The 11,674-nt window shown below is 61.6% G+C and carries 11 protein-coding genes; 5 read left to right on the top strand and 6 right to left on the bottom strand.

The features are described 5' to 3' along the window. Positions 1-102 precede the first annotated feature (102 nt). The 6 genes from flhA to hypA all read right to left on the bottom strand — a co-directional run bounded on the left by flhA (position 103) and on the right by hypA (position 5,850). On the bottom strand, positions 103-2,175 hold the full coding sequence (gene flhA, locus FOY96_RS04275; protein ID WP_029739538.1) for a formate hydrogenlyase transcriptional activator FlhA: 2,073 nt from the start codon (positions 2,173-2,175) through the stop codon (positions 103-105). A gap of 63 nt (positions 2,176-2,238) precedes the next feature. Continuing rightward, on the bottom strand, positions 2,239-3,249 hold the full coding sequence (gene hypE, locus FOY96_RS04280; RefSeq protein WP_143346554.1) for a hydrogenase expression/formation protein HypE: 1,011 nt from the start codon (positions 3,247-3,249) through the stop codon (positions 2,239-2,241). After that, on the bottom strand, positions 3,246-4,367 hold the full coding sequence (gene hypD / locus FOY96_RS04285; RefSeq protein ID WP_143346555.1) for a hydrogenase formation protein HypD: 1,122 nt from the start codon (positions 4,365-4,367) through the stop codon (positions 3,246-3,248). The genes hypE and hypD overlap by 4 nt, the downstream gene beginning before the upstream one ends. A 2-nt stretch (positions 4,368-4,369) precedes the next feature. After that, on the bottom strand, positions 4,370-4,642 hold the full coding sequence (locus tag FOY96_RS04290; RefSeq protein WP_023308975.1) for a HypC/HybG/HupF family hydrogenase formation chaperone: 273 nt from the start codon (positions 4,640-4,642) through the stop codon (positions 4,370-4,372). Next, complete coding sequence (hypB, locus tag FOY96_RS04295) at positions 4,633-5,496, bottom strand: hydrogenase nickel incorporation protein HypB (RefSeq protein ID WP_143346556.1); 864 nt, start codon at positions 5,494-5,496, stop codon at positions 4,633-4,635. The genes FOY96_RS04290 and hypB overlap by 10 nt, the downstream gene beginning before the upstream one ends. Positions 5,497-5,499: 3 nt before the next feature. Beyond that, entirely contained in the window at positions 5,500-5,850 is a 351-nt protein-coding gene (gene hypA / locus FOY96_RS04300) for a hydrogenase maturation nickel metallochaperone HypA (protein WP_039263379.1), read from the bottom strand. A 211-nt stretch (positions 5,851-6,061) separates the two neighbouring features. On the opposite strand from hypA, the gene hycA reads away from it, so the two are divergent. The 5 genes from hycA (at position 6,062) to hycE (ending at position 11,666) form a co-directional block, all read left to right on the top strand. Continuing rightward, on the top strand, positions 6,062-6,526 hold the full coding sequence (gene hycA / locus FOY96_RS04305) for a formate hydrogenlyase regulator HycA (RefSeq protein ID WP_045404197.1): 465 nt from the start codon (positions 6,062-6,064) through the stop codon (positions 6,524-6,526). A 70-nt stretch (positions 6,527-6,596) separates the two neighbouring features. Further along, positions 6,597-7,205: a 4Fe-4S dicluster domain-containing protein gene (locus FOY96_RS04310; protein ID WP_023308971.1), complete on the top strand. Its 609-nt coding sequence runs from the start codon at positions 6,597-6,599 to the stop codon at positions 7,203-7,205. Further along, complete coding sequence (gene hycC / locus FOY96_RS04315) at positions 7,202-9,016, top strand: formate hydrogenlyase subunit 3 (protein WP_143346557.1); 1,815 nt, start codon at positions 7,202-7,204, stop codon at positions 9,014-9,016. The genes FOY96_RS04310 and hycC overlap by 4 nt, the downstream gene beginning before the upstream one ends. Before the next feature lies 1 nt (position 9,017). Next, positions 9,018-9,941, top strand: a complete 924-nt coding sequence (locus tag FOY96_RS04320) for a respiratory chain complex I subunit 1 family protein (protein WP_087823280.1) — start codon at positions 9,018-9,020, stop codon at positions 9,939-9,941. A 15-nt stretch (positions 9,942-9,956) separates the two neighbouring features. Continuing rightward, positions 9,957-11,666, top strand: a complete 1,710-nt coding sequence (gene hycE / locus FOY96_RS04325; protein ID WP_047059952.1) for a formate hydrogenlyase subunit HycE — start codon at positions 9,957-9,959, stop codon at positions 11,664-11,666. Positions 11,667-11,674 lie beyond the last annotated feature (8 nt).

Genomic DNA, 11,674 nt, shown 5'->3' on the forward strand with positions numbered 1-11,674 from the left:
TAAGGCGGAATTTTATACAGAGGAAACGATTTTGTGTCAATGAGGGACAATTACGCAGGGGAACAAAAGGCGGTGTCGGAAAAACACCGCCGGAATAAGGTCTTAAATGAGGCTCTCTTTATCAATCCCGAGACGCTTCATGCGTGACAGCAGGGTGGTGCGTTTTAACCCCAGTCGCTGGGCGGCACCTTTTGGCCCGGCGACCACGCCGTTGGTCTCTTTCAGCACGCGCATAATGAGCTGATATTCATCTTCTCCCTCTTTCGCTGTCTCGGCGGCGGGCGCGGTTACGTCAGGAAGCGTAACCTCAGGCAGGGAGAGTTGCAGCACGTTACCGCGCGTCAGCAGCACCGCGCGTTCGATGACGTTTTCCAGCTCGCGCACGTTGCCGGGCCATTCCATCGATGAAAGGGTGCGCAACGTCTCGGCAGGAATACTGTCGATGTTTCGCCCCATCCGGCGAGCGATCTTCGCGGTAAAGGCTTTGACCAGCAGGGGGATATCTTCCGGGCGCTCGCGCAGCGGCGGCAGGAAGATCGGGAAGACGTTCAGACGATAGTAAAGATCGCTGCGAAACTCGCGGTCGGCGACCATTTTTTTCAGGTCACGGTTGGTGGCGGCAATCAGCCGCACGTCGGTCTGAATAAGCTTGTTGCTGCCCAGGCGCTCAAACTCCTGCTCCTGCAGGACGCGCAGCAGTTTCGGCTGTAGCTCAAGCGGCATATCGCCCACTTCGTCGAGGAACAGCGAGCTTTTGTCCGCCAGCTCAAAACGGCCCAGCCGCTGGCTGCTGGCCCCGGTGAATGCTCCGCGCTCGTGGCCGAACAGATCGCTTTCCAGCAGTCCCGCAGGCATCGCGGCGCAGTTCATCTTCACCATCCGTCGGCTGTTGCGGTTGCTCAGGTTGTGGATGGCGCGGGCTATCAGCTCTTTGCCCGTGCCGGTTTCGCCCAGAATCAGCACCGTGCTGTCGCTTTGCGCCACCATCTCAACCTGCTTAAGCACGCTGTACATGGCGTCGCTGCGCCCGATGATTTCACCAAACTCGCTGTCCACGTTGTTGAGCTGTTCGGTCAGGGCCAGGTTCTCATCCACCAGCCGCTCTTTCAGGCGATGAATTTCCTGATAGGCGAGGGCGTTATCCAGCGCGATGGAAATACGCTCGGCAATCTGGCGCAGCAGCTTCAGGTTAGCGGTGGTAAACACGCCCTCCTCGCACTGCGCCAGCTTTAGCACGCCCAGCATGGTGTTGCCGGACATCAGCGGCAGCAGGCACAGGGTCTGAATTTTATTGCCCCAGGTGTTAAACAGCATCCGCTCGTACGGCGCGACCGGGTCCTGCTCGTTCAGGTTGAGCAGGAGGATCTCTTTGCTCTTGAAGACCCGCTCGGAAAGGGTGCCCGCTTCGTCAACCTCGCTCTGCTCGTGCGCCGGGTTGGCTTCATCGAGATAGTGCGTGGAGTAGATGTTCAGCTTGCCCTTGCGATGGCCGCGCAGCGCAATGCTGATGGCGTCGATTTTGAAATAGTGGTGGATCTCTTTCGAAACTTCGCTGACCAGCTCGTCCATGTCCAGGCGGGAGAGCACGGCGTTGGTGATGGCGACCAGAATGCGGAAGTTGTCGCGCTCGCGGCTCAGCAGGTCGTAATCGACGTTATTGGTGACGCGGCTTTGGATCTGCTCCGCGACGACGGCCACAATCTGGGTGAAGGTATGCAGGCGCTCGTATTCCGCCTCGCTCCAGGGCTGGTCGGTCGTGCGGATAAACTCGCAGCCGCCAAAAATCTGGCCCTCTGCCGCCAGCGGCAGCATGCAGTAATGCCCGAAAGGCTGATAGAGGTCGCTTTCCGCCAGCTTCGGCCACGCCTGACGGAATTCCGCAAAGTTGCAGTGCAGCACTTCAGGCCGGGAGAGTATGCGGCGCACCGGGCCGTGCGCCAGATACGTTTCGTCTTCGTATTCAAACGTTTTGCCATTATCACGCGTCGAGTAGTAGCTCGCGCGCTGCGTTCCGCTATGCCAGAGCACAATCGCGGCGCTGTCCGCCAGCGCCGATTGCCTGACCAGCCGCGTCAGGGCATCGCTCAGCGCACCGAGATCGGGCTGCTGTAAAAGTGTGCGCGTGATGTCAAACAGGCCCTGCTGTCCAAGATCGCTCATCGGTGTATACGGCATATTGCTTTCCAATAGAAACTGGCAAAAAAGAGACATTCAGTGCTGACCGCTTTTGGCGCGGTTCTAGCAAATACGGGGTAAGGGTTCCGCATGCGGCAGATCCAGCGTCCGCTTCACGCCATACAGCCCGGCCAGGCGCACCCCTTTGCGCTCAACCACTTCACCAATCATCGCCGCCTTTTTTCCTGACGGATGAGCCCGCAGCTGTTCAAGAACGGCTTCCGCTGACGCGCGTTCAACGCCAATCACCAGTTTGCCTTCGTTGGCGAAGTTGAGCGGGTCAAGGCCCAGCAGTTCGCAAAGGCCGCGAACGGCAGGCTTAACGGGCAGGCTACGCTCGGTGAGTTCAATCCCGTACCCGCAGCTTGCTGCAAATTCGTGGACCACGGCGTTCACGCCGCCTCGCGTCGCGTCCCGCAGGGCTTTCACGCCGGGAATACCCCGCAGCGTCTGGATCAGCGGGGTGAGCACCGCGCAGTCGCTGCGCAGTTCCCCGTCCAGCCCCAGACCTTCGCGCAAGTTAAGGATGGTCGCCCCGTGGCAGCCCAGCGTTCCGGTCACGATCAGCACGTCGCCCACGCTAAGATGCTGTGCCGCCCAGTGAATACCGGCGGGGATCGCCCCCATGCCGGCGGTGTTGATAAACAGCTTGTCGGCCGCGCCGCGCTGCACCACTTTGGTATCGCCGGTGACGATAGCTATCCCCGCCTCGCGCGCGGTGTGCGCCATGCTGTTGACCACTGTCGTGAGCGTCTCCATCGGTAACCCCTCTTCGAGGATAAATCCGCAGGAGAGGTAGCGCGGAATGGCGCCGCTGACCGCCACGTCGTTGGCCGTGCCGCAGACGGCGAGCTTGCCGATATCGCCGCCGGGGAAGAACAGCGGATCGATCACGTAGCTGTCGGTGGAGAACGCCAGCCTGTCGCCCTGCGCGGTGAGGGTTGCAAGGTCAATGCGCGCCTGGTCTTCCTGTTCGGCGAGCCAGGGGTTGTTGAAGGCTTCCATAAACAGCCGGTTAATCAGCTGCTGCATCGCCTGTCCGCCGCTGCCGTGCGCCATTTCAACCGTATTCATGCTTCACTCTCCTGGTTGCGATACTGATACCACGCGGCACACGCCCCTTCGGAGGAGACCATCAGCGCGCCAAACGCCGTTTGCGGGTTACAGGTATCGCCAAATAACCGGCATTGATGCGGTTTGCATTTACCGGTGAGCACGTCGCCGCAGCGGGCCCGGGGATCGTCGCAAACCTGCTGCGGCTGCGGGCGGAAATGCGCTTCGGCGTCGAACGAGCGATAGGCTGACGTCAGGCGAACGCCGGATTCGGCAATCAGCCCCAGACCACGCCACTCGCTGTCGCCCTCAACGCTGAACACGTCGGCTATCGCCTGCTGCGCCCGTTCATTTCCCGCATCCGGCACCACGCGGCGGTACTGGTTTTCCACTGCACTCAGGGCCGCTATTTTCTGCTCAACCAGCATGGTGACACCTTGCAGTAGATCAAGTGGTTCGAAACCAGCGACCACTAACGGACGATTGTACTGTTCAGCGATAAAACCGTAGGCGTCTGTGCCAATTACCATGCTGACATGCCCCGGTGCCAGAAAGGCGTCAATGCCGTTTCCCGGCTCTTCCAGCAGGCTGCGCAGCGTGGGAATGAGCGTAATGTGCTGGCAGAAGAAGAAAAAATTCCCGAAGCCGCGCGCTTTCGCCTGCTGCAGCGTGATGGCGGTGGCGGGCATGGTGGTTTCAAACCCCAGGCCAAAAAACACCACCTTGCGCGCGGGGTTGTCCTCCGCCAGCGTCAGGGCATCCATCGGCGAATAGACGATCCGGATGTCGGCCCCGCGTGCTTTCGCCTGCAGCAGCGAGCCGTTTTTCCCCGGCACGCGCATCGCGTCGCCAAAGGTGCAGAAAATGACGTCGGGCTGGCTGGCAATTTCAATACAGCTGTCGATGCGCCCCATCGGCAGCACGCACACCGGGCAGCCGGGGCCGTGGATAAACTCGATATTCTCCGGCAGCAGCTGGTCGAGGCCAAATTTGAAGATGGCGTGCGTGTGTCCGCCGCACACCTCCATGATCCGCAGCGGTCTCTCTTTGGTGTAGTCCAGCAGCGCCGCGCGCGTTTTCAGGTGCCCGATAAGCTGCAGCACCTGCTCGGGCGCGCGATATTCATCAACGTAACGCATGGCTAACGCTCCTCGCCGTACAGCAGCGCGCCCACGTCAGGCTCCACGTCGAACATGTTTTGCAGGGCATCCAGCGTGTCGCGGGCTTCCGCTTCGTTAATCACGCTCATGGCAAACCCCACGTGGACGAGCACCCACTGGCCGAGACGCGATGCGCCCGTTTCATCGCTGCTGCCCACCAGCGTCAGGTCCACGTCGCGCAGGATGCCGCAGACCTCCACTTTGGCCTGGTTCCCGTCAATGGAATGGATTTGTCCCGGTACGCCTATGCACATCGTTCACTCTCCAGCCAGTTCAGCCAGGCGTCCATGCCGTCGCCGCGCGTGGCGGAGACCAGCAGGATCTCAATCTCGGGATTCACTTCCCGGGCGCAGGACAGGCACTTATCCACGTCGAAGTTCAGGTACGGCAGCAGGTCGACTTTGTTCAGCAGCATGATGGAGGCGGCGGCAAACATATGCGGGTACTTCAGCGGCTTGTCTTCGCCTTCGGTCACCGAAAGCACCGCCACCTTGTGGCGTTCGCCCAGATCGAAGCTTGCCGGGCAGACCAGGTTGCCGACGTTTTCAATAAACAGAATGCCGTTATCCGCCAGCGGCAGGCGCGGGGCGGCGTCGGCAATCATCTGCGCATCCAGGTGGCAGCCTTTGCCGGTATTGACCTGAATCGCCGGGGTGCCGGTTTCACGAATGCGCGCCGCGTCGTTAACGGTTTGCTGGTCGCCTTCAATCACCGCGCAGGAGACGTGCCCGTTCAGGCGTTTGAGCGTTTCCGTTAACAGCGTGGTTTTGCCGGAGCCGGGGCTGGAGACCAGGTTCAGCACCAGCTGTTTGCGGGCGGCAAAGCGCGCGCGGTTGCGGGCGGCGATCTGGTTATTTTTGTCCAGCACGTTGATTTCCACCTCCAGCATCTGGCGCTGGCTGATGCCCGGCGCGTGGGTACCCGCTTCGCCGTGGCCGTAGTGCAGATCGCCCGCAGCGGAGCGCTGCGGGGCGAAGGTGATACCGGTTAAAGCCGCAGCTGGCCGCGGGGCAGGCGAAAAGGGCGCGGAGCGAAACGCGGAATGGGGACGGTGTTCATCCCCTTCTATATACAGGTTGCCTTCGGCGCAACCGCAGGTGCTACACATAATTTACTCCTTCTCGATTTCGAGGCGTTGGATCTGCATGCCGTCGTCCGCCACGATGCGAAGACCGGTGCTCTGACACTGCGGACAGCGCTGAACCTTTGATGACAGCAGGGTGACGTACTGCTGGCACTGCTCGCACCAGCACTCCGCCTGCTGCTCTTCAATATGGAGCTCGCAGCCTTCCGCCAGCGTGCCGCGACAAACCAGCTCAAAACAGAAATGCAGGGCGCTGGGCTCGACGCAGGAAAACGCCCCGACCTTCAGCCAGACGCCGGTGATGCGCTTCGCGTGGTTTTGCACTGCCTGCTGTTCGATAAGTTCCAGAGCCCGCTGGCAGAGGGTGATTTCGTGCATGACGCCTCCTCAATGAATTGCGCCATTGAATGCAATAACGGTGCCAGCTTGATTTTTGTTAAGGCGTGACGATGTCAACGCTGTCGAAATGACACGTCGACACCGCGGCGTTGACAGCGGTTTTGTAATTAAATCTATTTAAAATCATCAAGATAAAAACTGGCATGGAATCTGCTTAACAGCCGCTATCTCCATTAACCGGATACCTTCTATGACTATTTGGGAAATCAGCGAAAAAGCGGATTACATCGCGCAGCGTCATCAGCAGCTGCAGGACCAGTGGCACCTCTACTGCAACTCTCTGGTTCAGGGCATAACCCTCTCGAAAGCGCGTCTTCACCACGCGATGAGCTGCGCGGCGCAGGGCGACATGCGCTTCGTCCTGTTCGGCCATTTCATCATCAACGTTACCCTGGCGGATAACTTCAACAGCCACACCATTGAGTACCACCTCGAGACAAAAGACGGCGAAAAACAGTGTATTGCGAAGGCGCAGCTGATGGCCGATGGCATGGTGGACGGCCACGTCAGCAACCGCGATCGCCAGCAGGTGCTGGAGCACTATCTGGAAAAAATCGCGCCGGTCTATAACGGCCTGTACGCCGCCGTTGAACACGATCTTCCGGTCAACCTGAAGCAGCTGATGGATGGAAATACCTCAGCGAACGTGGCCTGACTCCTGCGTGTCGAGAAGTGTCGACAAGACAGTTTTTCGTCAAAAATGACTATCACCAGAGGATAACCCGGTGAACCGTTTTGTAATTGCTGACTCGACGGTCTGTATTGGCTGTCGAACCTGTGAGGCGGCGTGCTCGGAAACGCATCGCCTGCATGGGCTGCAGTCCATGCCGCGCCTGCACGTCATGCGTAATGAAAAAGAGTCTGCCCCGCAGCTCTGCCACCACTGTGAAGATGCCCCCTGCGCGGGCGTCTGCCCTGTGAATGCCATCACCCGCGTGGATGGCGCTGTCCAGCTGAACGAAAGCCTGTGCGTAAGCTGCAAGCTGTGCGGCATTGCCTGCCCGTTCGGCGCGATTGAATTTTCCGGCAGCCGTCCGCTGCATATTCCGGCAAACGCCAACTCGCCAAAAGCCCCGCCCGCGCCACCGGCTCCGGCACGCGTAAGTACGCTGCTGGACTGGGTGCCCGGCATCCGTGCCGTTGCGGTGAAATGCGACCTGTGCAGCTTCGATGAACAGGGCCCGGCCTGCGTGCGCACCTGCCCGACTAAGGCGTTGATTCTGGTTAACATTCGCGACATCGCCCGTACCAGCAAGCGTAAACGCGAGCTGACCATCAACAGTGATTTTGGCGACCTTTCTCTGCTACAGGCGCTTAACGAGGGGGCGAAATGAACGCGGCGATGATGATTACCAGCGCGGTAGCCTGTTTTGCTGCCGCCGCTGTTCTGGCGCTGATCTTCTCATTCCATAAAACCCTGAGCGGCGCGATCGCCGGGCTCGGCGGGGCGGTCGCTAGCCTGATGACGCTGGCGGCAGGCGGCGATGTCCTGCTCGGCGGCCAGTCCTCAGAGGCCGTGATGCCGCTGATTCGCCACACGGTTGCGATCACGCCGCTGAACGCCATCTGGCTGGTGACGTTTGGCCTGTGCGGGCTGTTTATCAGCCTGTTCAATATCGACTGGCACCGCCATCCGCACGCCAGGGCTAACGGCCTGCTGGTTAACCTGCTGATGGCGGCGGCGGTCTGCACCGTTATCGCCAGCAACCTCGGCGCGCTGGTGGTGATGGCGGAAATCATGGCGCTGTGCGGCGTGTTCCTGACCGGCTGCAGCGCCTCCGGCAAGCTGTGGTTTGCGCTGGGACGCCTCGGGACGCTGCTGCTGGCGCTGGCCTGCTGGCTGGTGTGGCACCGCTTCGGCACGCTGGATTTCTCTGCGCTCAACGGGCATCCGCTGGGGAATGACGTCTGGCTGCTGGGCGTGCTCGGCTTTGGCCTGCTCGCCGGGATTATCCCGCTGCACGGCTGGGTGCCGCAGGCGCATGCGAATGCCTCCGCGCCCGCCGCCGCGCTGTTTTCTGCGGTGGTGATGAAAGTGGGTCTGTTCGGGATTCTGGCGATTACGCTGACCGGCGGACAACCGCCGCTGTGGTGGGGCGTCGTGCTGCTGGTCGCCGGAATGATTACCGCGTTCGTCGGCGGCCTGTACGCGCTGATGGAGCACAATATCCAGCGCCTGCTGGCGTACCATACGCTGGAAAATATCGGCATTATCCTGCTCGGCATTGGCGCGGGAGTGACCGGGCTGGCGCTCAATCATCCGGCGCTGATTGCCGCCGGGTTTATCGGCGGTCTTTATCACCTCGTCAACCACAGCCTGTTTAAAAGCACCCTGTTCCTCGGCGCGGGCAGCGTCTGGTTCCGCACCGGTCATCGGGATATCGAAAAGCTGGGCGGGATTGGCAAAAAGATGCCGGTGATTTCACTGGCGATGCTGGTCGGGCTGATGGCAATGGCCGCGCTGCCGCCGCTGAACGGCTTTGCCGGGGAGTGGGTGATCTATCAGTCCTTCTTCGCGCTCGGCCAGAGCGACGCATTTATCGCACGCCTGCTCGGCCCGCTGCTGGCGGTCGGTCTGGCGATTACCGGGGCGCTGGCGGTGATGTGCATGGCGAAAGTCTACGGCGTGACCTTCCTCGGCGCGGCGCGCACCCGCGAAGCGGAAAACGCCTGCTGCGCACCCTTGTTGATGGGCATCAGCGTGGTCGCGCTGGCGCTGTGCTGCATCGCGGGCGGCGTCGCCGCGCCGTGGCTGCTGCCGCTGCTGGGCAACGCCATTCCTCTGCCGCTGACCGTGGCGAATACCACCGTCTCTCAGCCCATGATCGCGCTGCTGCTGATTGGCGCACCGCTGCTGCCGCTCGTCCTGATGCTGTTCTTCAAACGCGACCGGCTCGCCTCCCGCTCGCGCGGTGCGGCGTGGGCCTGCGGCTACGAACACGAACAGTCGATGGTCATCACCGCCCACGGTTTCGCCATGCCGGTGAAGGAGAACTTCGCCGCCGTGCTGAAGCTGCGCCACTGGCTGAGCCCGGTAGGCTGGGTACCCGGCTGGCAGAGCGCCGCCGCACCCGCGCTGTTCCGCCGTCTGGCGGTCATCGAGCTGGCGGTGCTGGTGGTCATTGTGATTTCACGAGGAGCCTGACATGAGTCTGTTACTGGCAATTCTTCAGGCGCTGGTGCTGTTCGCCGCTGCGCCGCTGCTGTCGGGCATCACGCGCGTGGCGCGCGCCCGGATGCACAACCGTCGCGGGCCCGGTGTGCTCCAGGAGTACCGCGATCTCTTTAAACTGCTCTCCCGTCAGAGCGTCGCGCCGGACGCCGCAGGCTGGGTCTTCCGCCTGACGCCGTTTGTGATGGTGGGCGTGATGCTGACCATCGCCACCGCGCTGCCGGTGGTGACGGTGGCGTCGCCGCTGCCCGTGCTTGGCGATCTGATCACGCTTATCTACCTCTTTTCCATCGCCCGCTTCTTCTTTGCGATTGCGGGCCTGGACACCGGGAGCCCGTTTACCGGCATCGGTGCCAGCCGCGAGGCAATGCTCGGCGTGCTGGTGGAGCCGATCCTGCTGCTGGGGCTGTGGGTCGCTGCGCAGGTGGCGGGTTCCACCCACATCAGCTTTATCACCCACACCGTTTACCACTGGCCGGTGGCGCGCTCGCTCCCGCTGGTGCTGGCGCTGTGCGCCTGCGCGTTCGCCACGTTTATTGAGATGGGCAAACTGCCGTTCGACCTCGCGGAAGCCGAGCAGGAGCTGCAGGAGGGGCCGCTTACCGAATACAGCGGCTATGGATTCGCGGTGCTGAAGTGGGGCATCAGCCTCAAACAGCTGGTGGTGCTGCAGATGTTTGTCGGCGTCTTCTTCCCGTGGGGGCAGATGACGCACTTCTCCGCAGGCGGTCTGGTGCTGGCCGTCGTGGTTGCCGCCCTCAAGCTGCTGGTCGGCGTGCTGGTGATTGCCCTGTTTGAAAACAGCATGGCGCGCCTGCGTTTTGTGGAAACGTCGCGCATCACCTGGGCCGGTTTTGGTTTTGCATTTTTAGCGTTCGTCTCCTTGCTGGTGGCGTGATTAAAGAGAGTATTTATGTCTGAAGAAAAGAAAGGTCAGCAGTATCTCGCCGCGTTGCATCAGGCTTTCCCCGGCGTGGTGCTGGAGGAGTCCTGGCAAACCAAAGACCAGGTAACCGTCACCATCAAGGTGAACTATCTGCCGGAAGTGGTCGAGTTTCTGTACTACCAGCAGGGCGGCTGGCTGTCGGTGCTGTTCGGCAACGACGAGCGCCAGCTGTGCGGCAACTATGCGGTGTATTACGTGATGTCGATGGAGCAGGGCGAAAAGTGCTGGCTCACCGTGCGCGTGGAAGTCGACCCGGCTAAGCCGGAATACCCGTCCGTCACGCCGCGCGTGCCCGCCGCCGTCTGGGGCGAGCGCGAAGTGCGCGACATGTACGGCCTGGTGCCGGTCGGCCTGCCGGACGAGCGCCGCCTGGTGCTGCCGGACGACTGGCCGGACGAACTCTATCCGCTGCGCAAAGACAGCATGGACTACCGCCAGCGCCCGGCGCCGACCACCGACAGCGAAACCTACGAGTTTATCAACGAGCTGGGCAGCAAGAAGAACAACGTGGTGCCGATCGGTCCGCTGCACGTCACCTCCGACGAACCGGGCCACTTCCGCCTGTTTGTCGACGGCGAAAACATCATCGACGCCGACTACCGCCTGTTCTACGTCCACCGCGGCATGGAAAAGCTGGCGGAAACCCGCATGGGCTACAACGAAGTAACGTTCCTCTCTGACCGCGTGTGCGGCATCTGCGGCTTCGCCCACAGCACCGCCTACACCACCTCGGTGGAGAACGGCATGGGGATCGTGGTGCCGGAGCGCGCGCAGATGATCCGCGCCATTCTGCTGGAGGTGGAGCGTCTGCACTCGCACCTGCTGAACCTCGGCCTGGCCTGCCACTTCGTCGGCTTTGACTCCGGGTTTATGCAGTTCTTCCGCGTGCGTGAAGCGTCAATGAAGATGGCGGAGATCCTCACCGGGGCGCGTAAAACCTATGGCCTGAACCTGATCGGCGGGATCCGCCGCGACCTGCTGAAAGACGACATGATCCAGACCCGCCAGCTGGCGCAGCAGATGCGCCGCGACGTGCAGGAGCTGGTGGACATGCTGCTCAGCACGCCAAACATCGAGCAGCGCACCGTCGGCATCGGCCGCCTTGACCCGGAAATCGCCCGCGACTTCAGCAACGTCGGCCCGATGGTGCGCGCCAGCGGCCACGCCCGCGACACGCGTGCCGATCACCCGTTCGTCGGCTACGGCCTGCTGCCGATGACCGTGCACAGCGAGCAGGGCTGCGACGTCATCTCGCGCCTCAAGGTGCGCATCAACGAGGTATTCACCGCCCTGAACATGATCGACTACGGCCTCGATAACCTGCCGGGCGGCCCGCTGATGGTGGAAGGCTTCACCTACATTCCGAACCGTTTTGCCCTCGGCTTTGCCGAAGCGCCGCGCGGGGACGACATCCACTGGAGCATGACCGGCGACAACCAGAAGCTCTACCGCTGGCGCTGCCGCGCGGCCACCTACGCCAACTGGCCAACCCTGCGCTATATGCTGCGCGGTAACACCGTATCCGACGCGCCGCTGATCATCGGCAGCCTCGACCCGTGCTACTCCTGCACCGACCGCATGACCGTGGTCGACGTGCGCAAGAAGAAAAGCCAGGTGGTGCCGTACAAAGAGCTTGAGCGCTACAGCATCGAGCGTAAAAACTCGCCGCTGAAATAAGGACTCGC

Source organism: Enterobacter asburiae (genome assembly GCF_007035645.1).
GTDB classification, from domain to species: Bacteria; Pseudomonadota; Gammaproteobacteria; order Enterobacterales; family Enterobacteriaceae; genus Enterobacter; species Enterobacter asburiae_B.